General features: G+C 51.3%; 20 protein-coding genes and 1 pseudogene. 9 read left to right on the top strand and 12 right to left on the bottom strand.

Translation table 11 applies throughout. The features are described from left to right. Window positions 1-271 precede the first annotated feature (271 nt). Together E0L16_RS13025 and E0L16_RS13020 are read left to right on the top strand one after the other, a co-directional pair. Window positions 272-1,168, top strand: a complete 897-nt coding sequence (locus E0L16_RS13025; RefSeq protein WP_131637084.1) for an MvdC/MvdD family ATP grasp protein — start codon at window positions 272-274, stop codon at window positions 1,166-1,168. Beyond that, on the top strand, window positions 1,165-2,022 hold the full coding sequence (locus E0L16_RS13020) for a hypothetical protein (protein ID WP_131637083.1): 858 nt from the start codon (window positions 1,165-1,167) through the stop codon (window positions 2,020-2,022). Before E0L16_RS13025 ends, E0L16_RS13020 begins: the two co-directional genes overlap by 4 nt. Before the next feature lie 428 nt (window positions 2,023-2,450). On the opposite strand, the gene E0L16_RS13015 is transcribed toward E0L16_RS13020, so the two are convergent. From E0L16_RS13015 to E0L16_RS22225, 8 genes are all read right to left on the bottom strand, one after another. Then, the gene (locus E0L16_RS13015) at window positions 2,451-3,122 is read right to left on the bottom strand and encodes a bacteriophage antitermination protein Q (protein ID WP_131637082.1); all 672 of its coding nucleotides are present in this window, start codon (window positions 3,120-3,122) and stop codon (window positions 2,451-2,453) included. Then, window positions 3,119-3,418: a DUF1364 domain-containing protein gene (locus E0L16_RS13010; RefSeq protein WP_131637081.1), complete on the bottom strand. Its 300-nt coding sequence runs from the start codon at window positions 3,416-3,418 to the stop codon at window positions 3,119-3,121. The genes E0L16_RS13015 and E0L16_RS13010 overlap by 4 nt, the downstream gene beginning before the upstream one ends. Next, a complete protein-coding gene (locus E0L16_RS13005) occupies window positions 3,415-4,011 on the bottom strand; it encodes a DUF1367 family protein (protein ID WP_131637080.1) in 597 nt (198 codons plus the stop codon). Before E0L16_RS13005 ends, E0L16_RS13010 begins: the two co-directional genes overlap by 4 nt. A 71-nt stretch (window positions 4,012-4,082) precedes the next feature. Next, window positions 4,083-4,274 carry a hypothetical protein gene (locus tag E0L16_RS13000; RefSeq protein WP_041909743.1) on the bottom strand — a complete coding sequence of 64 codons (192 nt, stop codon included), beginning with the start codon at window positions 4,272-4,274 and terminating at the stop codon, window positions 4,083-4,085. 554 nt (window positions 4,275-4,828) lie between these two features. Then, window positions 4,829-5,161: a hypothetical protein gene (locus E0L16_RS12995; RefSeq protein ID WP_131637079.1), complete on the bottom strand. Its 333-nt coding sequence runs from the start codon at window positions 5,159-5,161 to the stop codon at window positions 4,829-4,831. A gap of 218 nt (window positions 5,162-5,379) precedes the next feature. Beyond that, a complete protein-coding gene (locus E0L16_RS12990; protein ID WP_131637078.1) occupies window positions 5,380-6,099 on the bottom strand; it encodes an ATP-binding protein in 720 nt (239 codons plus the stop codon). 2 nt (window positions 6,100-6,101) lie between these two features. Then, the gene (locus tag E0L16_RS12985; protein WP_131637077.1) at window positions 6,102-6,911 is read right to left on the bottom strand and encodes a helix-turn-helix domain-containing protein; all 810 of its coding nucleotides are present in this window, start codon (window positions 6,909-6,911) and stop codon (window positions 6,102-6,104) included. Window positions 6,912-6,951: 40 nt separating this feature from the next. Beyond that, complete coding sequence (locus tag E0L16_RS22225; protein ID WP_242672226.1) at window positions 6,952-7,146, bottom strand: hypothetical protein; 195 nt, start codon at window positions 7,144-7,146, stop codon at window positions 6,952-6,954. 203 nt (window positions 7,147-7,349) lie between these two features. On the opposite strand from E0L16_RS22225, the gene E0L16_RS12975 reads away from it, so the two are divergent. The 6 genes from E0L16_RS12975 to E0L16_RS12950 all read left to right on the top strand — a co-directional run bounded on the left by E0L16_RS12975 (window position 7,350) and on the right by E0L16_RS12950 (window position 10,608). Continuing rightward, entirely contained in the window at window positions 7,350-8,117 is a 768-nt protein-coding gene (locus tag E0L16_RS12975) for a site-specific integrase (protein ID WP_131637076.1), read from the top strand. 277 nt (window positions 8,118-8,394) lie between these two features. Continuing rightward, on the top strand, window positions 8,395-9,000 hold the full coding sequence (locus tag E0L16_RS12970) for a transporter (protein WP_131637075.1): 606 nt from the start codon (window positions 8,395-8,397) through the stop codon (window positions 8,998-9,000). A gap of 188 nt (window positions 9,001-9,188) precedes the next feature. Further along, window positions 9,189-9,461 carry an ElaB/YgaM/YqjD family protein gene (locus E0L16_RS12965; protein ID WP_003857263.1) on the top strand — a complete coding sequence of 91 codons (273 nt, stop codon included), beginning with the start codon at window positions 9,189-9,191 and terminating at the stop codon, window positions 9,459-9,461. A gap of 187 nt (window positions 9,462-9,648) precedes the next feature. Beyond that, a complete protein-coding gene (gene ycgZ / locus E0L16_RS12960) occupies window positions 9,649-9,888 on the top strand; it encodes a regulatory protein YcgZ (RefSeq protein WP_003857265.1) in 240 nt (79 codons plus the stop codon). A 118-nt stretch (window positions 9,889-10,006) separates the two neighbouring features. Beyond that, a complete protein-coding gene (locus E0L16_RS12955; protein WP_063866755.1) occupies window positions 10,007-10,306 on the top strand; it encodes a hypothetical protein in 300 nt (99 codons plus the stop codon). Window positions 10,307-10,329: 23 nt separating this feature from the next. Further along, complete coding sequence (locus E0L16_RS12950; protein ID WP_074177737.1) at window positions 10,330-10,608, top strand: biofilm development regulator YmgB/AriR family protein; 279 nt, start codon at window positions 10,330-10,332, stop codon at window positions 10,606-10,608. Between the two features lie 85 nt (window positions 10,609-10,693). Here E0L16_RS12950 and E0L16_RS12945 read toward each other — a convergent pair whose 3' ends face one another. Then, window positions 10,694-12,151 carry an EAL domain-containing protein gene (locus E0L16_RS12945; RefSeq protein ID WP_131637074.1) on the bottom strand — a complete coding sequence of 486 codons (1,458 nt, stop codon included), beginning with the start codon at window positions 12,149-12,151 and terminating at the stop codon, window positions 10,694-10,696. A 285-nt stretch (window positions 12,152-12,436) separates the two neighbouring features. Here E0L16_RS12945 and E0L16_RS12940 point away from each other — a divergent pair. Continuing rightward, window positions 12,437-13,320 (top strand): annotated as a pseudogene (locus E0L16_RS12940) (MarR family transcriptional regulator). Window positions 13,321-13,353: 33 nt separating this feature from the next. On the opposite strand, the gene E0L16_RS12935 reads toward E0L16_RS12940, so the two are convergent. From E0L16_RS12935 to E0L16_RS12925, 3 genes are all read right to left on the bottom strand, one after another. Continuing rightward, window positions 13,354-14,529, bottom strand: coding sequence for an HlyD family type I secretion periplasmic adaptor subunit (locus E0L16_RS12935; RefSeq protein WP_107535320.1), 1,176 nt, complete (start codon window positions 14,527-14,529; stop codon window positions 13,354-13,356). Then, window positions 14,526-16,691, bottom strand: coding sequence for a type I secretion system permease/ATPase (locus E0L16_RS12930; RefSeq protein WP_131637073.1), 2,166 nt, complete (start codon window positions 16,689-16,691; stop codon window positions 14,526-14,528). Before E0L16_RS12930 ends, E0L16_RS12935 begins: the two co-directional genes overlap by 4 nt. Window positions 16,692-16,867: 176 nt before the next feature. Next, on the bottom strand, window positions 16,868-24,077 hold a 7,210-nt coding region (locus E0L16_RS12925), incomplete at its 5' end, for an Ig-like domain-containing protein (RefSeq protein WP_131637072.1).

Here is a 24,077-nt window from a genome sequence, read left to right as displayed (position 1 = left end):
CCCAGGTTAGTTGGACGGCGTAATGTGCTTTCCTGAATTTTAGCTGTAAAAAAAACCCGCTGGTGGCGGGCTTATATAACTGTGGCAACTTATCAAAATTGGCCTTAAATATGGCATAAAGTGTCGGGTTTTGCAACCCCTCGTTTTACAACCACCCTTTAGATCATGATGCTCACTACATATAGAAAGTGTATCGGTAGTGTGGAGAGTGATAATGATTTGCAACTTATACTAGCCTTTTATAATATTAACAAAACATTGGGAGGTTTGAATGATACTGGCCATAAGTTCTAGCTTTGACAAAACGATAGACTATATTTCCCAGAAGCATGGTCCCGACGAATTCTATAGATTCAACATTGATCATCTTTCAGATTATGAAATATCATATGGTAAAAATGGCTTTAGCCTAAAAAATAATGAAGGATTAACTCTTTCTGAGGAAAATTGCTCATCAATTTACTATAGGAAACCTACTCCTGAGACGCTGCCTGATTTTATTAAAAAAATGTACCACCCACATATTTACAGAGAGGTGTTTGCTTTCACAGACGGTATAACCGAGGCATTTAGTGGAACATGCCTGACAAAACCATCAATCCTACGAAAGGCTGACAATAAAATTTTTCAGTTACGTACCGCATTAAGTTTGGGCTTCAAAATCCCAACACCATTAATAACAAACTGCATAGACAATGTGATTGATGAACTGACTACACCGATAGTAAAGCCATTATCATCTGGTATAATTGAACATGAAAATAAAAAAGAATTCGTCCAAACCAATTTCGTTGACTTTAGCAAAAGCACTAAAACGTTAAAATACTCACCTTGCTATTTCCAAAATTTTCAAGAGAAGGACTATGAAGTCCGTATTACCATCATCGATGAACATTTCTATCCTGTAAAAATTGCTTCAAGAAACAAATTAGACTGGAGAAAAAGCAATAATCATATAGATTATGACATCATTGACATACCTACTCACATCAAAGAAAAGTCATTGCTTCTCATGAACAAATTAGACCTTAAGTTTGGTTGTTTTGACTTTATAGTTAGCGAGGGGGAATGGTATTATCTAGAGGTGAATGCAAACGGACAATGGGTTTGGCTTGAAATTGAATTAGGTCTAGATATCAGCAAAAAAATAATGGATTACTTACAATGAATAAAAATATAATTTTTCGTATTATGCAATTTTTTAACTCTACACCGATGCTACACCTTTCTGTCGATAATAATTTCGACACAGTCACGCGCTCTCATGTTTCAACCAAAAACAGATTCCGACTATCATTAGTAGCATTGAATTTTGGCACATTGAAATTATATATATTCACGTTTTCTGCAATCCCCATCGCTCGCAAAATCGGGTGCTTTAACTTTTTCTATCTTTTAGACTTTGACAAGATTCAACAACGAAAAAATTGCAATGAAATCAATACCATAACAGAAGAATATGAAAAAAACACCCTAAATAATTTGAACCCTGATGAAAGATCAAGGCAAGAAGAGTTTTTTAAAATAAGAATATCAGAAAACAATGATTCCTTGAGCAATATTTTTGATAAAGCAAATTATTATACGACAGTTATACTGGCATTTTCAGCTGCATTGGTATATGCATACTCAAAGCTTATAGAGCTACAGTTAAACATTACTACCTTGTTGATTTTTTATCTTGTCTTAATAAATATGCTCGACTTACTTGATTTAATATTATTATTGCGCCGTTCAGTTTCTGTTTCTGGATTTCATCGATCTTCATTTAAAAGTTTACGTACATCCAAAGAAGAATATGCATTAACTAAATCCTTGTATTTCGATTTTGTTGCCAGTAGTAATGACGTCCAGTATTATGCTGGATTAACAATAAATACTGAAATGCGATCTTTTAGAGTAATATTAATAGGTTTTATCTTGCTAATTTGCACCACAATAAAATTCAACCATATTGAAACTAAACAAGACAGCCCACTTTTGTATTTGCAAAGCTATACGTCCTTAGATAAAAACAGGTAAAAAAAATGAAGCCATATATAATGTTATACAGTGAGACAACAGATATTGTTCCTTCTTGTAAGAATATCCTCGAGTCGACAACAAGAACGTTTTCTATTGAAACTAACGATGATGATTACTTAAACATGAAGGATTGGACAACCATAACTGAAACCATCGAAACAACAGATGATAACTTTATTACCAACAACTTATGTCAGATTAGCTCTGCATTTGGAGAATACACAAGCACGATAATCACACGCTCGTTGGAAAACGATGACACTGATTATTTATACTTGTCAACAATAAGAACAAACACAATAGAGTCAAGTGACGATGACTACATTGTTTTGAATTAACCCCGAAAATATCGCCCCAAATATGGGGCGAATATTGCTTTATTAACCTCTATAGCACATCGAGAGGTTTCTTCATCGTTGCAAAGCTCAAGACGTTAGTAAACAATATTCTTGGATACAGCTCAAGCAATTATAATCCAATAAGGTGCATAAGCGTTTGAATTCACTCCACGGTTCCGCATAAGTTTCATACCAGGTATCACGATGTATTGACAAAAAACCAGCTAATGTTGTCGCTGCATAGTCTCTGTAAGTTTCATTTGTATTGCGGGCAGCGATTTCCTGAACGGCCAACCACACAAGCTGAATCAAACGTTTTTCCACACGTTTCTGTAATTTATGCCCCCCCTGTTGCTTCATATAATTTATCCATATAAATCGACAAATCTCCCGTTGATACCGGAAGTTAAGATCAAACCCATAGCAGTATCTGATCCAGGCCTGTTGGCTAACATCGAGTTTTAGAACGGCTCTACGCCATGCACACGAAGAAAACGCTTTATCTCTTAGGGGAGGCATAGGACAGCGGCGGCTTCGCGTTTCGAGGACGTAGAGAGCGCTATTCTCAGCTTTAACTCGACGAATACCGCCGCGACCGTTCTCGAGTTCCACTACGTGTACTTGTTGGCGCGGGTTTCTGTTCTTATCAGCTGGTGGATGTTCGGCGAACGCTTCCAGTTGCCCTTTGGTGCCGCCTGAGTCATCTACCAGCGCAGCTCGTAATTGAATGCGTACATATTCCAGTTGCTGCGCGTTCATCGTAACCCCTCATCCCGCCAGATTTTTTGTGTACGAAGAATTCCTTCAGCATGCATAAGCCGAAGTTCCTCGTAGGTGTATTCTTTGGTTTTTACGCGACCGTCGATCACGTCATGACAGGCGTTGCAGGAAATAGCGCCCTGTTCATCGTCGGGTTTGCAGCCTGTACCACACGTACCCGCGAGACGGTAATGTGCCAGGCATGAGGTTTCGGGGTTGTGGTTGCAGATGCCTGGGATGCGAATTGTGCACTCCCTTCCCTCAGCCGCTTTTCGCAAGTTCGCTTTTTTCTTCATGCTGCGAACTCCAGCAGCTGCATGGCTACGTTGTCGGCTTCCTGATAGTTGCGGAATTTTTTAAAGAGAATGGTGTTCCACAGGACGTTAAAAACTGCTTTGTAGACCTGGAAAAATTCGGCCTCCGTCATGTTGGAAAACGAGATCGATTTTGCCTCTCGGCGAATGGTGTTATCTGGGAGGATGAAGGTATTGAAGAAACCAGCCTCAACAACGGCCCACTTTCTGAAGGCTTCGAACGATTTGGTAATTGCCGCCTCTTTCGTTCGCCACTGCCCGTGGGTTTCGTTGTAAACCTTCTCAGTTTCTAAAAGGAGATCGTCATTGCCGGCCATCGAGATCAGGTAACGAACGTACCCATGTAGATACTCTTTTTCAGCGGGGGTTATCGCCCCTCCGGTGGGTGTCCAGTATTCGAACCCAAGATTGAGCAGCGCGAAGAAGCGCTTATGGAAGAGGTAGTTTCGGGCTTGCTTAACGTCGCAGTTAAGCCACACGCCGATTTTGATACGTTGCAAAAAATCACTGGCCTCGGGCGTAGCCGTGGTCAGGGTGGTAGGTGAAGATTTAAAGAGTTGTATTGCCTGTGCCATCGTTCTCTCCGGTGGCACAGCGTTTCAGCAGGGTTGTTCAGACCCGATTACTATTATAAATCATAAGTGTATCAGTCGTCATCTCCTTGACGCTCTTCGGGGGCTACAAGTTTTCGTGCCTCATCGATCAGCGCCAGGCTGGCAACAAATTCGTCAGGACGCATTACAAACCCATCTTTGAAGGAACCATCTCGATTTCTGCGAATAACCAGCGACCTGTCGCTGTCGTGTATACCCAATATAAGATGATCTGGAATGTACACCCGCTTCTCCTGTTCTCTCAGAGGTAGTCTCTTTGTCTTCCTCGCGCGTCCTGACTTGTGATTTTCTGTAAGCACTGACCTATAAGCCGGTTCTCTATACGGCTCTTAACTCACGAGATAAAAATACTGCATACGCATACAGTAGTCATTTCCACCCATTTACACAGACTTTTGACCGGTGATAACTAATTCATTTAATTGATTAATTAACGACCACCATAATTGGAAAGTAACAAACCTCTTTCAGAAACCCATATTATTCATTGCGTTACCATAACTTTGGGAGTCCCTACTTTTTTGGGTAGGTGATAAATAATCCAAACAAAATTAATAGCAGGCTATGTATCTCAAGCGAGTGGAGTATGATTGAGGCTCAGAGAGTCAAATCAAGCTTCAACGGCATGTGGCATGGGTCTTAAGGTCATTAGTTGCTAAGGTGTGAATTTATATACATTTGGTGGAAGTGCCCACAAAGCTTATCGCGATCTAATGAGGACGGCCTAGTGGGCGCTGATTTGTCACATCAACTGGACATTACTGGTATCAACGAAAATTCATTTGGGTTGATTTTTGGGTTCCCAATATTCGTCTTGTACATTAGCCCAGCAATCACCACCGCGATCTCTGTCTCGATAGGCATATGCTTTTGCTACACGTTTAGCTGAAGACGCAACGTAGGTCTTATTGCTCTTAGTAGCTAATTTAATTCTTGCTTCCGCTTTGCTTACAAGTTCTGGGCTAGGAGCTTCTTCATCGAAGTAACCACATAATAACCCTGCATAGACGTTTTCAAGTTTAGGTAATGGTTTTGAACTGGCGGGTTCCTTTGCAATCGCTGGTACTGAACAGATTGCTGCTAAAAAAATAGCTAATGCTTTAATTCTCACTTTGATCTCCATTCAAATCGAAATTTTTTACGAGTCCAACAATATAAATACATACTAAAATGCAACTTAAAGCGCATGAACATACTCAAGGTTCTAAGACAGTTTAGACTCTTTCTACCCTTTTCTTAAAGAATATATTGAATAAAATATCGTTTTTGCCGAGGGGTAATAAATTACATCATTACGTTCGTTATATGATTTTACTTTGGGAAAAACTATCAGCGACAGCCACGATAGCTTGGCCAATCGAAATTCACCCACATCCCCCCACCCATTCGAAGACGATCAAGCGCCCTCTCCCCTATAGTCTGCGTTAACTCTACCTCCTTAAGATTGGTCAGCACCCCGACGGGTTTAAGCATTGCCGTTCGTCGATCAATGACCTGATGCAAAATCACCTTTTCGTATTGTGAGTACATCTGAACGCCAACTTCATCTAGAACAAGCAAATCGACGCGCGACATCTGCTCCATCAGCTCGGCCTCTGATTTTCCACTACTGAACCCCGCTTTGAACTCGGTCATGAGGTCAGCAACGGTAATAATCAGAACGCTTTTGTGCTGTGCCAGGAGAGCATTTCCTATCGCTGCAGCAAGATGGTTTTTACCCGTCCCAGGGCTGCCACTGAAAACGAAACATGCGCAGCCGGATCCGAAATTATTCAGCCAGGATTTAGCCAAAGACAACGCTTTGCGCTGGCCATCATTCACTACCGAATAATTTTTGAACGTGCAGTTTTGATAACGTTCACGAATGCCCGAGCGCCCGAGTGTCTTTTCTAACCTGGTACGGCTGTTCTCCTGGTTCAGCTTTTCTGAGTGCTTGCGCGCCTCTTCCTGGTGCCATGCCATAAGCTCCTCAGCACTGGAGAACTTGGGCTGTACTCCGGCAGGGACAATTTTCTGAAGCCGTTTTAACACGTCAGCCGTATCACGCATGTTCACCCCGTAAAGCCGTCAGGAATTGAGCTATCTGGTTTTGAAACGCTGGTAATGTCAGGTCGGCTCGTCTGAGCCATATTGAAATTGCTTGGCGGGTATAACCCCTGATACTCCCGAGCGATGCTGTGACGAATGACCACCTCAGGCGGAATGCCCTGGCTTCGATATCTCTCCAGCTCCCTAATCGAGCCTTTAGCACCCTGAGGGGTTTTTATCGGCTTACGTAATGCCTTGCGATACTCCACCCACTCAACCCATAACGCGCAGGAGAGCCAATCAGGAAGTTCAACCGCGAGAGGATCGAATTTAGTTTTCGCCAAATTCCCCTTGGGGGGATTAAGGGGGGTTTTAGGTTCTTTGACTGGATCTAATAACTGACTGATTCTGGGTGAATCTCCTGCACCCTCCCCCCCTGCACCATTTGCACCAGGGGGTGCAGCTCCTTCACCCTCCCACCCTGCACCATTTGCACCATAGGGTGCAGCTCCTGCACCCTGCTTTTGAGCCTGTTTCTGATAGGGTGCAGGATTTTCACCCTCATTGTTAAAGGTCAGGTGATAGATATTGGATCGGTTAACGCCGCTTGAATCTCTTCGCTCTTCAACTCGAACAAATCCATCCTTCACGAGCTGCCGGATATGTGTCTGAACTGAGCGAGAAGATATCTCGCATTCATACGCTATCGTTGCCACTGCCGGCCAACATTCCCCCGTATCACTGGCGTTATCTGCGAGCTTTATCAGCACCAGCTTACGGAGGGGATTTCCCACCCTCGCTTTCATGGCCTGAACCATCAAGGACATACTCATACTGCTACTCCTGCGAAATCATTACGGGTGATCCCGCCACTTAAACTGACATCAGTAATTCTGCTATTGGAATCAACGCCTGAAGTTCGTCGATAAGCCTGTTCAGCTTCACTGTTGCTGTGGGGCATCTGACCGAAACAGCCGACATAGCCGCACCGAACGACTCCATGACTTTCGCTTTAGCCAGTTCAGGCGAATGAGGTTTTTCCAGCTCTAAGCGCTTGCGTGTTGGCATGGCTCGCAAAGCGACGTCTGATAGCTCTGCCGCCATCTTGACGTAACGAGGCCCACCTAAGCCGAAGATGCGCTTTACGCGTTGTTTAGCGTTACGTATGCTCTGCTCGTCCGTCGCTGGTGGTATTAGTTTGCCGCCCCCCCTGCGTTGATATTCATCAGCGAAGCGAACGCCTACTGTTTTCCAGCCAGCCTCATGCGCCCATGACTCAACGCCAGCGGATATTTGTTCACCGTAGCCGATTCATCACCGATAAACCGTTTGAGCACATCACAAAGCTGCACAAGGACCGTAAGAAACCGGATCCGTTACAGCGTGATGAATACGCCACGATGATGCTGGCCCTGACGGGTCAGGACAAAAACATGTGGCAGTTCGCCATCGGTGCCGGCCCCCGTCACGGTGAGATTGCGGCACTGTCGTGGGATGATGTTGATCTTGATGCAGGAAAGGTTCATATCCAGCGCAACCTGACGGGCCAGGGTGATTTTGTACCGCCCAAGACTAAGGCTGGGGATCGAATAATCACCCTTCTCGCTCCTGCGCTTGATGCGCTGCGTGCACAATATACCCTCACTGGCCATTTGCCTGACACGGAGATCGTTCAGCATTTCAGGGAGTATGGTAAGTCTGAAGTACAGAGGAAGCGTTTTGTGTTTCTGCCGCGCCTGGGGACAAAAAATCCGGGTAATTATTTTTCTACGCAGTCAATTACCGATCGCTGGGATGCCTCGGTGAAAAAGGCCGGTATTCGCCGACGCACGCCGTATGAGTCACGACACACTTACGCATGCTGGTCACTTGCGGCTGGAGCAAACCCTTCGTTCATCGCCAGCCAGCTCGGGCACGAAGATGCTGAGATGGTGTATCGGGTGTATTCTGCCTGGATCAAGGAGTTTGACGGTGAGCAAGTGGAGCTGTTAAACGAGCGGTTAGGGTTTGCCCCCAATATGCCCCTGAAAACAAAATAATCAAAAATAAACCAATAATATCAATGGCTTAAAACCACACCCCACTACTATAGGGGGGTATGGTACCTCGTATGCTATTGCTCTGTAAACCACAAGAAAAAAACGTTGAAATAAGCAAACAGCCTAAACGGTGCAAATGATATTTACGGTTTACTTTTGCCGCTGCGAAACCTATTTAGCTCGTAATGTTAAAAATCCACACTTATATGGCACGATGTGAACAGAAATAACATTCTCGTCACCTAACATACCTGCTACAAACAAAATGGTGGTGTTAATGATTGTACTAAAAAGCTTTTTATTCTTCGTTGGCGCGGCGGCAGCTTGCGCACTTATTATACTGTGTCTTTGGGTTGATATGCGGTTTGTTGGTCATGATATTCCGGAATTATCACTGACGGAAATTATGCAGGAAACCGTATTAGCGACCATCGTCTTTCTCCATTTTCGTCTGGCAAAAATGGACGAATCCATGCGTTACTGCAATATTCTGGTGGGCGGATTTTTCCTGACGATGTTAATTCGGGAACTTGATGCGCTTTTTGATCTTCTTGCTCACGGGAGCTGGGTATGGTTCGCCCTCATTACCGCTCTGCTGGCCTTAATTCGTCCCGTTATGCATATTCGCGCTACCCTGGAACAGCTGGCAAAATACACCCAGTCCCCCTGGTATGGCATTTTGTTGAGCGGCTTGCTGGCCGTGCTAGTTTTCTCGCGACTCTTTGGCATGCAGGCCCTGTGGCACACCATCCTGGAGCATGGCTATATTCGTGTCGTGAAAAACGCCGTAGAGGAAGGTTCGGAATCGTTCGGCTATATGCTGTGCCTGGCTGCATCCCTTGGCTATTACGTTACCTTTCGCGCTAACGAACGCCAGAAATAATCCCTCGTCCCGCTGCGTATAAAAAGACGGCGAGGGAAATATCCATCATCTTTCCCCTTCGGGAGTAATGGTGGCCGTGTAAGAAAGACATATCCTAAAAATGAGTCATCGGATGCCGATTTTAGTGAATTCCCTCTCACTCTTGCAAACAGCGGCTATCCTTAGACTGTCAACAAAAGGAGGTAAGAATGTCTGATTTCGACACTGATAAAAATGCACAATACGCTGGCGATAAAGCCAAAAACAAACTTGATGAATTGTCCGGCTCTGCACAGCAGCAGTTTGGTGAATTCGTTGATTCCCCTAAACACCAGGTGAAGGGTGCTGCGAAAAAATATGCTGCCCAGGCCAGTGACGCCGTCTCGGACGTCACTGAGGCCGTCAGAAACAACCCGTTAACGGGCTTAATCGCTGCGGGTGCGGTAGGTATCGTTCTGGGACTTCTGCTGGGACGTAAATAATTTCAGGCCCTCCGGGGCCTTCTTTTTCCCCTCTTTTACCGCTTACTCCCCCCTAATTTTGATAGTTCTCATGGCGAAAGCCCGATCCTTACGAAAAACTTGTACAATTTATGTGTACAGATTTAACTGAATGGTATAAATTCGATGCCAATGATGTTACAAAATTGTTTGTCAACGGTGGAAAATTATGCGTCGCAACCATGCTCCTTCAACAGCAGAAAGCGCTATTACTCTGTATTTTAACAAGGATAACGTGCCAACACAGCAGGAAACCCTTGGCGCCATCGTCAGTGAGATCATCAAAGAAAATGTACAATTGAGCAGAATGACAATTTGTACAAAGCTGCTGCGCAGAATCGAAGAATCAACGTCTGACGTTGAAAAAGCGCACTATAACGGTCTGATTGCCCTCTTCTTCGAGCGTTAACCTGAACACTGTTTTTTAACTTACTAAGTTAGTCATGCTGAGTGAGAATAGAGACTCTGGATGCGATGACTAACCCCATGCTACAGCCTGGCGCGTGTAGCAGATTGAGATTGAAGCTATGCATAGAACTAAATTTGAACGACTTAAGGATGACCTTATCGGTGAGGCCGTTTTATCCATCATAAAAGAGAACGGACCCATTACCTTTGCGTCTCTTGCTAATCGCCTGCGGGCAATGGCTAACGTTGAATCAAATGATGAACGTAAAAATGCATTGATTGCTGCTGAAGATGAAGTGCGCCAGCGGGTAACCGGCGTATCGCACGATCGTGGAAGAGTGATGGGCGACTATGAAATTGGTCGCATGCGCTCTCTCTTCAGCCACACTACGCTTCTGACACCAGACAAGAAACACTAATTTTAACCGACACGGTGACCACCATGAGTAAAGCGATGACGCAGCAGACGTATAATTTTGAAGCACTGCACGATAAAGGACTGGCAGAACATTTCCTTAACGCCGGAAGGCATCTCAATGGTGAGGCTGAAGTGTTGGGCTCAGCAATACGCTGTATTCTGCTTACCGGTGACAATCTCTCGAATAAAGAGATTATTCTGCAACTGATTCATGCCCTGGAAATTACCGAAGAGCCTGAAGCCTGCGATGTCATTCGTAACACGCTTGAAATTGTTGTCGGTTTTACTCGCGATGATATCTGAGAAGTCATTATTGCGGCGGTGAGTGCCTGTTTTTTGCGGGTGGTCGAATACTTAAGTATGTCGTACTACCCGCATAGTGAGGCGATTAACTGAATAACCGTACCATCCTATCCAGCTCCTCTTCTTTCACTGCCCGTGAAAGGTAATAGCCCTGAAATCGCTTAACGCCTAACGCGACAAGTTTTTGAAATTTTTCCTCGCTATCGACGCCTTCCGCAATGCATTCGGTTCCCGTCATGTCGCTATAAACCTGTATCGCTTTTATAATGCTATAGTCTTTGTCGTTAGCCATAAAGTGCTCAACAATATCGCGGTCAAGCTTCAGTCCATCGACATTAATCTGTCTGATGGGCAACATTGCATGATATTTTGAAAAACAGTCATCCAGAAAAAGCCGACAACCCTCGGCGCGTAAACGCTGGAGGGTTTCGGGAATATTTTTATCTTTTGTCACGTCTATCGTTTCAGCGAGTTCAAAGACCAGCTTCCCGGCCCACTGCGGTTTGAGTAACATTTCGACGGCCTTTTTTGCCATCCCCGGCAGCGCATTTCCCGAAGCAAGCTGGGGAGGAATATTAACCGAAAAATAATATTTCCCATTGTATTTATTGATACCCGACACAGCCGCATGGATAACAAGCGCCGTCAGCTTGAGCCATATTTCACTGTTTTTTATCCCTCCCAAAAAATGGGCGGGCTTCAGCATCTGACCGTTTTTATTCCAGCGCAAGAGGATTTCAAATCCAACCCCTTTTTTATCACCATCAGTAATAATTTGATAAGCTGCAAAGATTTCCCGTTTATGTAACGCCTGTAATACATCTATTTCCGTTTCCGAAAACGCCTGTGATTTATTCTTTACTGCACAGACTTCATTCCTGAATACGCGCGCGTCGCTAAACCATACCCGAATAAGATACAGTTTACCTAAACCCACCTTCCGATGGGTATAAATCGTTTTATCTGACAGCCCTAACCTTTCACACTGCTCTTTTATCGAAACGCCCCGATAAAAATTCAGCAATACGGTTAACTCGCGATGTGTTAAACCATGCAGATTTTCTTTACCCTCTTTATCCGGTACGTTACGCAGCAAGCGTAATGAGTCGGCACGCACGTCTGCATTATTTTTTACACAGCCCATTATTTCTGTAATATTCGCTATCCGGATCGTAGAAAGCTTTTTTGTATTATTAACAAGACTTCTCAACGTTGCATAAAGCCATCGCTCAGGTATTGCACCATACAGGGTGACACTGCAAATAACCGGCAGTGCATTCAGAACGGACACCAGCCGTTTCAGGCTTTCCAGAAAGGCAGCAACGTCACGACCCAGAAAAACGGAAATCTCAGGCGATTGATTTTCCATCATTTTTTCAACGTCCGCAGAACATATTTCATCCTCTTCGAAATGAAGTCGCGTGACGTTTACGCCACAAGTCTTAAGGAGCAAGCTATACCCCTCGAAGGTGAAACCGCAGGCTGAAATAACAAATCGTTGCTTGTAGCAAGCACCCTGCATAAAAGGTAAAGTTTGAGACATAACCTGCTCCTGAGAATGTAAACACCATTCCCGCATGTGATGAAAGCTAATCTTTTTGTCGCATTGAATAATGTTACCGCACCCCCTTTGGTTAATAAACCGTTATCAATGTTATACGCAGGAACATCTTTGCGTTAATCAACCGACTCATCCATATGCATCATAAATATTACTTTCTTTGCATATAACGACAGTAACCAGGGCTTTCTCAAGGTATAATGAAAATTCCGAAAAAGAAGACCGGATACTTCATCTCATCGGCTCAGACATAAAAGAGAAAATGCTATGGATAATCACATCTCATCCAGAGCTTTGCTACATCGACGGGATGTCATTAAAAACAACCCGCGATTTAGTGAAGCTATAAGAGAACACTACAGAATCAATGACGCCATTTATAAAAAACAGCCCTTATTCTACAAAACGATGCTTCAGGAATCACGGTTCAACATAATACTGTCAATGTGTTGCTTTGTTTTTGGTAATCAGGCTGAATCGGTTTCCGAGATTAAGGCGCTATGCTCTCGTTATAATATTGCCAGCCCTAACAGCGTTATTGCGATCATCACCATACTTAAAACCACCGGGCGAATTAAGACCTGGCGTTGTACCGAAGATCGGCGAAAAACAAAAATCGCCCCTACAGAAAAAGGGCTGGATGAGCTTAAGCGCTATATGTCCGGAGCGTTTACCCCTGTAAGCATTCTTTACCCGGCATTTAATATTGATGTTAACCTGATGGACAATGACATTCTGAGGCACAACTTTTTCCGGCGCGCCGCAGAATATCTTTTCCGCGGATTGACATTCAAAAAAGTGCTTCCGGAGGTAGGCTTGTTCATCGATAAAGATGGTGGCCGAATGATTATGCTTTATCTCTATTTGCAGGCCATTAAAAATAAAACCGCACACGGCGCCACGATAGCGTATTCAGCCAGCACGCTGGCAAAAGAATTTTTTGTTTCGCGTATTCATGTTAACCGGATTATCAAATCGGCGCAGGAGGCAGGTTATCTTAAGATCGCGGCGATGGCCGGATGTCGGTTTATCCGGCCTTTATCGAGCTTGTCGAAAATTATACCGGACTCTATTTTGCGTACGTCACGCATTACATCAACGTGGTACCGAAAGAACGGCGCCATGCTCTTAACATGACGCCTTCACTCTAATCTGACCGGCGTTCGGTTTACTGAACGCCTTTTTTATCTCTCGCGCAGCGCCTCTTTTGCCTTATTCAACGGTTTCAACAGATAATCGAGGACCGATTTACTGCCGGTTTTGATATCGACCGTGGCTATCATGCCCGGGAAAACCGGAAAGGCTTTTCCCTGCTTGTTCGTCAGATGGTTACTGTCTGTACGGATATAGACGCGATAATAATAAACATCCCGTTTAACCTCATCCTGAAGGGTATCCGGGGAGATCATCGTCACCTGACCTTCCAGCCCGCCGTAGATCGAGTAGTCGTAAGCGGTAATTTTCACCAGCGCTTTTTGTCCAGGATGGATAAACGCCACGTCGCGCGGCGAGATTTTCGCTTCGATGACCATCCGATCGTCAAGCGGCACCAGGCTCATCAGCTTGCCGTTCGGCGGGATCACCCCGCCCACCGTCGTGACGTCAATGTCCTTTACGATGCCGCGCACCGGGGCATTGAACGTTAAGCGGGTCAGCGAGTCTTCGCGCCCTTTCATGACGGAACGCTGGGCTTCGATCTCCGCATTCGCCTTCGCCAGCTCTTCGCGCGCGCGGACGTAATACTGGTTTTTCATCTCGGTAATTTTATTCTCAAGCTCGTTCTTCTGGCGCTCGAGACGTAACACCTCCACTTTGCTGGCTGCGCCCTGAACCACCAGCGGACGGGTCAACGCCAGCTCGCGCTGCACAAGCTCCGCTCCCTGACGCAAACCGGCCAGACCTTTCTCCAGGCTCTCGCGGCGTGACTGATAAAGCGCCGTTTCCTGCTTAACCAGTTCGACGTCATCATCCAGCTCCGCCGGGAAGGTCAGCTCCGTGTCGTTAACTTCGGCCTTCAGGCGCGCGGCGGTGGCCAGCGCGGCGTTTAACCGGGATTCACTTTCCAGCACGCTGGATTCGGTTTTGGTGCGGTCGAGCTGTGCAAGCTGCTGACCGCGCTCGACGATATCGCCTTCGCGAACCAGCAGTTTGTGGATAATGCCGCCTTCCAGGGACTGAATCACCTGCTCGTGGGAGGACGGTATCACCTTGCCGCTGCCCGTGGTGACCTCATCCAGCTCGAACAGGCTGGCCCAGATGATAAATACCGCAAGCAACGCGAACAGCGTCCATGCCACCAGCGACGAACGCGGCAGGCGGGGTTCCTTCAGCCGGCTGTTAAAGCGGGAGAAATCATTCATGCCACGCCCTCCGTTTTCAGTTTGACGGTGCGCTGCGGCGCCCGCTGCGGGGCCATTCCGTGCTGGCGCAAAATGGCATCACGTGGTCCGTCCATCACCACGCTGCCGTTTTCCAGGACGATGATGCGGTCAACCAGGTCCAGGATCGGCAGACGATGCGTCGCCACCACCAGCGTCCGACGCTTGCCCAGCCACTGGTGCAGGTGCTGAATAAACTGCTTCTCGCTGACCTCATCCAGCCAGGCGGTGGGTTCATCCAGCAGCAGAATGTTCGGGGAGGTGATCAGCGCGCGGGCCAGCAGCAGCGCCTGACGCTGTCCGCCTGAAAGCCCGGCTCCCCCTTCGTTGATGATATAGTTCAGCCCCATTTTCTGCTTACGCACAAACTCCAGCGCGCCGCTGTTGACCAGCGCCTGATGGATTTCCTCGTCTGTCGCCAGAGGATTGCCCATCAGGATATTGTCACGCACGGAGCCGAAGAACAGCCGCGCCTGCTGGCTGAGCAGTTGCATGTCGCGGCGCACGTCAGCCGGGTCAAGGTGATTCAGGGCAATATCGTCCAGCAATATGCTGCCCTGCTGCGGCTCCTGCATGCCGGCCAGCAAATGCAGCAAGGTGCTTTTCCCCGAACCATTACGCCCGAGCACCGCCACGCGCTCACCGGCGCGAATGTGCAGTTTGCTGATGTTCAGCACGGTGAGTTTCTCTTCTTCGTCATAGTAGAAGCTGACATTTTCCAGCCGGTAATCCCCGCGCAGGTGGGCTTTGTGCACCTTCTTCCCGTGCTGGGGATCGTCAATCGGGCGCTGCATCAGGTCGTCCAGCCCCTTTCGGGCCACCTTTGCCGACTGCCAGCGCGACAGCACGCCAGAAATCTGCGACAGGGGCGCGATGGTGCGGGACGCCAGAATCGAGGTTCCCACCAGCGCACCGGTGGTCATGTCGCCGCTGATGACCAGGTAACAGCCCACCAGCAGCACCACGGCGTAGACGATAGACTGCACCTCCTGGGTCCAGGTCAGCAGCAGCCCCGTCAGCCAGCGCTGTTTCATGCCGACGCTCGCGGCCACGTCATTGGTGTTATTCCACTGGTTCTGGAACCGCTGCTCGGCGCGCATCAGCTTGATGTCTTCAAGGCCCTGCACCGCTTCCACCAGCGTGGCGTTACGAATGGCAGATTCTCGCATCCCTTCGCTGGAAAGTTTTCCCAGCGGGCGCTGCACCAGCAGGCCGGGAATAAGCAGCAGCGGCACGGCCAGCAGAACGACCAGAACCAGCGGGCCGCCAATCATCCACAGAATGAAAACAAACAGCAGGAAGAACGGCAGATCGGAGATGGCCGCAATGGTGGTGGAGGTAATCAGCTCACGCACCGACTCCAGCTCGCGGATCTGGGCGATAAACGATCCGGTCGATTTCGACCGCGCGCCGTTTTTGATCCGCAGCGCGTGGGCAAACACGCGCTCGGAAATACGCAGGTCGGCGCGCTTCCCCACCACGTCCGAAATATGCACGCGCAGCATCCGCATGATGAATTCAAACACGATGGCGATCATCACGCCGCCAAACAGCACCCACAGCGTGGCTTCCGACTGGGACGGCACCACCCTGTCATACACCTGCATGGAAAAGACCATGCCGGAAAGCGCCAGCACGTTGGCGACCAGCGCCACCAGCATGATGTCGCCGTAACGTCGCCAGTCTTTCAGCGCCAGCTGCCAGAACCAGTTTTTCTCATAGGGTTTGATGTAATCATCTACCCGCGCGTCCGGCGTGGACTCCAGCGGACGCAATACCATCAGCCCATTTAAGCGCGAACTGAGCTCGTCGCGCGTCAGCGTCGTCTCCAGGCCGCCGTCGCCGCTGAACTGCACGCTGACGTTCCCCTCGTTGTCCATACGGTTGATGACCGCGATTTGCCCGCCGGTGAACTCGGCCAGCAGCGGTAAGCGCCACGGATCGAGCGATACGGCTTCAGCCGCCACCCAACGCATCCCCAGCCCAAGCTGGCGCGCCATCTCTTCCAGCACCAGCTGGCGCGGAGACTGGCTTTCATGGTTAATCGTGACCCGAACATGCTCTGCTGAAAAATCCAGCCGATAATACTTCGCGATGATAAGCATGCCCTGTAACCAGGGTTCGTACTGTGGATGTGTCTTCATAATGCTACGTCCTGTTCAGGGCGGTAATTTCGTCCTGAAATGATACCTTTACAGAATGATTTAAAACGGAACGCTTTATAAACGAACCCGCAAAATAATCTTGTGAAATATAGGGTTATGGCTAGCGATGTAAAGAAACGCAAAAAGCCGCGAGGATCGCTCCCCGCGGCAGTGTTTTACGCAATTAACAGCTGATGATTAGCCAGCAGCGTTGCCAGATCCGTCTGCACGCCGTTCAGCGTCAGCAGCGGGGTTGAGGAGAACTGACCGCCCGCCCCGTCCAGGTCAACATGGATCTCAGTATTGCTGCCGTTCTGCACCACGCGGACGTAGTCGGTGATGTTGCCCGCGCCGCTGTCCAGCGTGGCCACGCCGTCCACGTAGCTCGCCGAGCCCGTGCCGGTATAGCCGCTGCCGGAAAGCAGATCGCGCAGGTCAATACGATCCGTGTCCGCCGTCCCTTCCCAGGTGCCGACCGTAAAGCCGTTCACCTCGTCGTGACCGTTGCCACCCGTGGCATCCGAGGCGTTGATCAGCTTGTAGAGCAGCGTATCGTGACCGCCGCTGCCGATGTTGAAGGTGTCGTTTCCGCCGCGGCCTTCGAACTGGTTATCACCGCTGTTGCCGGTAATGACGTCGTCGAAGTCCGAGCCGTTAATGCCTTCTATATTCACCAGCGTCGCGGTATCGAACCCGGTACTCTGGGCCGTTGAGCGCCCCAGATCCACGGTGACGCCGGAAGTGGCGTTACGGTAATCCACAACATCCATACCGCCTGTACTGCTCCATGTATCGTGTTCAGAGGTTGTCGTCCAGCCACCAGCACCGTTGTAGGTATAGGTCCCTGCCTCAGCGATAAAGGTATCGTTGTAGCCGGTACCCGTCAGGGTTCCCTGATGACCGCCCGTAGCCGCTTCAGCCGTCAGGGCATAACTTTCTTTACCGTCTCCTGCCGTCAGTCCCTCCCAGGTTTCATTGCTCGACACACCGTTAACGGCACGTACCAGCACCGCATGGTAAGTTTCGCTGGGATCCAGGCCGTAAAAACTGATGAGCGACGAAGAATCGTTAATGCCGATGCCGGACTGGGCATTGATGATTTCGCTGGCGACCAGCTGACCTGCCGAGTTGTAAAGCTGGACCGTGTTGCCAAAGAAGGCGTTGATCCCCTCGCTGTCGACAATCTTCAAATGCAGTGCCGTTCCTGGCGCGACCGTATTGGTATTACGCTCCAGCTGCACCGTACCGTTTTGACGGAAAATCAGCAGATCCTGTGCGCCATCCCAGTCGTAATCCACCAGGGCCGCGCCGGATACCTGGTTCGACGTAGCGGTGCTGAATTTTGAGGCGGTAAAGCTTGCGGTACCCGCCAGTCCATCATTGGTATAAAGATAAGACTGCCCGCTGTTCGCCAGCTTGATGATGTCCATCTTGCCGTCGAGGTTCCAGTCCACCGCCACGCTGACGTTACCCGCAAACTTATCCGTGGTCGCGGTTCCAACCGCGGTGCCGGTAAGCAGGTTACCTGTACCGTCGTTCAGCATTAACACCCCGCCCTGGCTGGTGCCACTGGAGGTGCGTGACATGCTCATATACAGGTCCATGTAACCATCACCATTAAAGTCGGCCCAGGTCATACTCACGGCGTTAGACGCTGCGGCTGAGCCATAGCCGCTGTACATGGTGTTGGTAAAGTTTTGCCCCCAGGTAAATGTGCCATTGCCCTGGTTAAACATGGTCGACAGGGCATAGTTGTTGCTCCCGTTGGTCGTATGTTGGGCAATATCCACTTTACCGTCGTTGTTCAAATCCACGCCGGACGTTTCTATCAGGCTGTTGTAGTTACCTACCGTTGAGCCCGATACAAAATTGGAGTACGTCCCGGACTTCGAACTGCCCGTCAGCGTGCCGTTGTTATTGAGCATAACGGTGCTGGAATCCGGCCCACCCGCATCGCCAATTACAAAGTCGGTGTAGCCATCGCCCTCAATGTCAATGGCGACCACCGCGCCATACCACACCGCAGCCCCCATATTGGTCAGCGTTTTGGAGGTGTAAGTCCCATCTCCATTGTTAGTTAGCTGCACCATGTACGAGTAGCTTGTTCCTTCCGCCAGCACGTCAGCCAGCCCGTCGCGGTTGATATCCGCATAAGTACCGGTTGTATAATTTCCCGTCATAGAGAAATTACCTGACACGGTGTAAGAATTACGGCTATCGGCGTTTGCCGATGCGAACTGCTGGTTAGCCATAATCGTCCACATCCCGTCCGAATCCAGCATGTAGCTGGATGAATAGGAGTAGTTCGCGGCGGTAAATGACCAGGCCGGTGTCAACGACTCTTCACTGCCCACGACCAGGCTACCGGTGGTCAACCCGGCGGTGTTACCGTTCCCCGCACTGCTCTTCACCTGCGCCGTGACGCTGTAGCTCGTTGCGCTCAGGGCATCGCCGTCCGGAAGCTGCAAATACCATGTGTTATTATCCGGATCGACTACGACCGCACCGCCGGACTCTGAGGTATAGGTCTTATTGTTCACGGTGATAACCACGTACTCGCCGTTGGTCAGTCCCGCCGATACCAGACCACTCAGGATCGGGGTGGTATCCGTCGTAGTCTGAGGGTTAATGCTCACCGTCGTGGTCGGGATGCTCGTATCCACTTTCAGCACGAAATCATTTGAATCGGTGAAGTTCCCTGCCAGATCGGTCACACGCAGCGTATAGGTGTGATTACCGTCGTTCAGACCGCTGTCCTGGAAATACCAGCTGGCAGCGCCGTTCATCGTCACCTGTCCCAGCAGCACACCGTCACGATACAGCTGCACAATCTCGCCATTTTCTGGCGCACGGTTAAGCGTCCCGTTGATGAGCGGCGAGTTATCGTCCGTTGCCACCGCGCTGCCAAAGGTGCCCTGACGCTCGCCTTCCCCATCGGTATAGCTGACCACCGTGCCCACCGTCGCCGGCGGCGTGGTATCGACGATCACCACCTGCGATGAGGTAGAGCCGACGTTACCGGCCTGGTCGATGATCCGCACCTGGTAGGTGTAATCCCCGTCAGGCAGATCGCGGGTATCAGTGTAGGTCCAGCGCTGATTAGTCACCGTGGCGTCAACCCAAGTGTTTCCGCCGTCGAGGCTGATCTGCACCCGCTCATCGCTCGCCAGCGCGCTGCCCAGCGAGCCGTTGAGGGTCAGGGTGGTGTCCATGGTGATGAAATCACTCCCGGACTGCCCGGTATCATCGCTGATGCTATCGATGGTGATGCCGTACTGCGGCGCCTGGGTATCCACCGTCACGGTCTGCGTAGTGGTGGCACCGATGTTGCCCGCCTGATCGACTACCCGCACCTGATAGCTGTAATCGCCGTCGGTCAGGGTGCGCGTGTCGTTATAGCGCCACTGGGTACCGCTTACCGTGGCGTAAACCCAGGTGCTGCCGCCGTCCATGCTTACCTGCACATATTCGCCCGCGCCGAGCTCGGCGCCGAGCGTCCCGTTGAGCGTGTACGAGGTCGAACTGGTCAGGAAATCGTTGCTATCAAAACCAGTATCGACAGTGATGTTATCCACGGTCACCGTAATCGCGGCATCCGGTGCAACCGTGTCGACGGTCACCTGCTGATGCGCGCTGGCACCGACGTTGCCCGCCGCGTCCACTACGCGAACGTAATAGTCATAGGTCTGGTTACCCAGCGTACGTCCGTCCACGTAATACCAGCTGCTGCCGGTGACAATCACGTTCTGCCAGGTGACCCCGCCGTCGATACTGATCTGGACATATTCACCGTCGGCCAGCGTCGCGCCGAGCGAGCCGTGCAGCGTCAGGGACGTATCGTTAGTGATAAAGTCGCTGCTGCTCAGGCCGGTATCGTCGCTGATGCTGTCGATAGCGATCGTTTTGCTGGCGTCCGGCGCGACGGTATCAATGGTCACCACCTGGCTGGCGGTGGCGCTGATATTCCCCGCGTCGTCAATTACCCGCAGCTGGTAGTTGTAGTCGCCGTCGACCAGCGTACGTCCATCGACATAGGTCCAGGTCAGGCCGCTGACGCTCACGTCGGTCCAGGTCGCGCCGCCGTCAAGGCTGATCTGCGCATGGTCGCCGCTGCCCAGCGCCGCGCCGAGCGTGCCCTTCAGGCTGATCTGCGTGTCGCTGGTGATGAAGTCGCTGTCGGACAGGCCGGTATCCTGCGTGACGGAATCCACGGTAATGGTCGCTGCCGCTGGCTTCGTCAGATCGATCGCCACGTTCTGGCTGTCCGTTGCCCCCACGTTGCCCGCGTTATCAATCACGCGGACCTGGTACAGATACGTACCGTCGGTCAAAGTGCGCCCATCGGCGTAGCGCCACGTGGTGCCGGTCACCGTCAGGTCAATCCAGGTGGTGCCGCCGTCGAGGCTGATCTGCGCCTTCTCGTTGTTGCCGAGCTGCGCGGTCAGGGAGCCGTTGATCACGATATTGCTGTCGTTGGTGATGAAATCACTCGCGCTCAGGCCGGTATCGTTTTGCAGCGAGTCAATGCTGATCCCCATCGATGGCGCGGTCAGATCGACGGTGACGGTGTGATTGTCGCTGGCGCTGTTGCCGATGGCGTTGCTGACCTGCGCGTTAATCACGTACGAACCGCCGTCTGCCAGCGCGGTAACGTCTGCGCTGCCCACCGTGTAGCTCCAGGTGCCGTCATTCTGCACGGTCGCCGCATAGGTTTTACCGTTCAGCGTGATGGTCACCGTCTGGCCCGCAGGCGCGTCGGTGGTGCCGCTGACGACCAGCGGCGTGCCATGCTCGGCAGCGTTAACAATGTCATCCTGCGCAAAGGTGTTAATGGCGATCGTCGGGACATCACCGTTCAGCGTCACGTCGTGCGTGGCGCTGCCCGGGTTGCCCGCCTTATCGCTCACCGTGGCGGTGAGGGTGTACTGCCCGTCGCTCAGGCCGAGGAAATCACGCCCTGGCACGAAGACCGACCACGAACCGTCCGCCGCCACGGTCGTCTGATAGCTGTGACCGTTGAAGGTCACAGTTACCGTCTGACCCTGCTCCGCCGTGGTAGTGCCGCGGATGGTCTGGCCCGCCAGCTGCTCGGCGTTATTGACGATATCGTCATCCGCCACGACGCTGATGGTCACGGTCGGCGCGACGGTATCCACCGTTAAGGTATGCGTCGTCTGACCGCTGTTACCGGCTTTGTCGGTAACGGAAGCGGTGACCGTCAGCGCGCCCTGGCTCAGCGCGGACAGGTCTGTCGCCGGAACGTCCAGCGTCCAGGTGCCGTCGTTTGCTACGGTTGTGGTGTAGGTTTTGCCGCCCAGCGTGACGGTCACGGTCTGACCCGCCTCAGCGCTGGAGGAGCCGTGTACGGTCAGCGGCTGCTGAGCTTCCGCCGCGTTCAGAACGTCGTCGCCTGACAGCGCGTTCACGCTAATCACCGGCGCGGTGGTGTCCACGCTGAGGGTGTGCGTCGCCGAGGCGCTGTTGCCCGCGCTGTCATGCGCCGACACGGAAACCTGATAGCTCACGCCATCCGCCAGCGCGCCCACGTCGGCGGCCGGTACGGTGGCCTGCCATGAGCCGTCGCTCTGAATGGTGGCCGTGTAGTTTTTACCGTTCAGGGTTACGTTGACCTGCGTGCCGCTGGCGAACTGCGCGCTGGAGCCGTTGATGACCAGCGAAGCGCCCGCTTCTGCCGCATTGATCACGTCATCACCGCTGATAGTGTTGACGGTCAGCGCCACGGAGGCCGTGTTTACCACCACGTCGTGGGTCTGGGTGCTGCTGTTACCCGCGCTGTCGGTGATGGTCGCGCTGAGGGTGACGGTGCCGTCAGCGAGCGCAGAAATATCGCTGGCAGGCACGCCCACGCTCCATTTGCCGCTGGCGTCCACGGTGGTGGTGTACTGGTTCGAGCCGATGGTGATGACCAGCTTATCGCCCACGCTGGCGCCGGTTGCGGTGCCGCTGACGATCTGCGCCTGACCATGCTCCACGCTGTTGATAACGTTATCGTTCGCCACGACGTTAAAGCTGACGGTCGGCGGTGTGGTATCGAGCGTAATCGCTTTCGCCGCGCTGCCCGGGTTACCCGCGGAATCGCTCACGCTCACCTGCACGGTGTAGCCGTTATCGGCCAGTGCGGACAGATCGGACGCCGGTACGTTAACGCTCCAGACGCCGCCCTGCTGAACCTGTGCGGTGTAGCTGTTCCCGCCGAGAGATACGGTCACCGTCTGACCGGCTTCAGCCGTCGTGGTGCCGGAAACGGTCACGCCCGCAGCCGCTTCGCTGCCGTTGATCACGTTGTCATCGGCTACCGTATCAATCGTCACGGTCGGCGCCGTCGTGTCCACGCTGTACTCGCGGCCCGCCGTCGCGCTGTTACCGTGTACGTTGCTTACGCTCACCTGCACGCTGGCGTCGCCGTCCTTCAGGCCCGCAAGATCCGAGGAAGGCACGGTCGCCGTCCAGTTGCCGTTGGCATCGACTTTCGCGGTGTAAGACTTGCCGCCAAAGGTGATGGTCACGGTCTGGTTTTCTTCCACGTTGGAGGTGCTGCCGGACAGCACCAGATCCGCCCCTTTCTCCGCCGCGTTAATCACGTCGTCGGTGGCGATAGCATCGATGCTGATAGCCACGGCCGCCAGATCGACATTGACGTCGTGACTGATGGAGACCGGGTTACCTGCGCTACTCTGACCGGCTACGGTGATTGTCACCGTGCCTGCGGCCAGAGCGCCCACGTCCGCCGCCGGGATCGCCGCGCTCCATGAGCCGTCTGCCAGTACCGACGCGGCATAGGTCTTGCCGTTTACGGAAACGGTGAGCGTCGTGCCCGCCGCCAGCCCGTCGCTGGTGCCGGTGACGATCAGATTTTGACCATGCTCAATGCTGTTAATCACGTCGTCGCCCGCCACGATATTCACGCGCAAGCCCGGCAGGCTGGCGTCGATAGTGATATCGCGCTCCCCGGTGCCGGTATTACCGTGGCCGTTGGTGACGGTTGCTGACACGGTCAAATCGCCGTTGCCCAGCGCCGTCAGGACGGACTCCGGCACGCTGACGGACCAGGTGAGGTCGCTCTGCACCGTCGCGGTGTAGCTGTTGCCGCCGATGTTCACCGTCACCGTGTTACCGGCTTCCGCGTTCGCCACCTTACCGGTGATGGTCTGGCCTGCGGCAACTTCCGCCGCGTTGATGACGTTATCGCCCGCCACGGTGCTGATGGTGACGGTCGGCAGCGCGGTGTCGACCAGCAGGTTCGCTGCGCTGCTCACGCTGTTGCCCACGCCGTTGGTGGCGGTCGCGTTAAGGATGTAATTCGCTTCGCCCAGGCCTGTAAGATCAGCAGCCGGAACCGTCAGGCTCCAGGTGCCGTCCGCCGCC

Source organism: Enterobacter quasihormaechei (assembly GCF_004331385.1).
Lineage (GTDB): Bacteria > Pseudomonadota > Gammaproteobacteria > Enterobacterales > Enterobacteriaceae > Enterobacter > Enterobacter quasihormaechei.
This window is presented reverse-complemented; position numbering and strand designations above follow the sequence as displayed.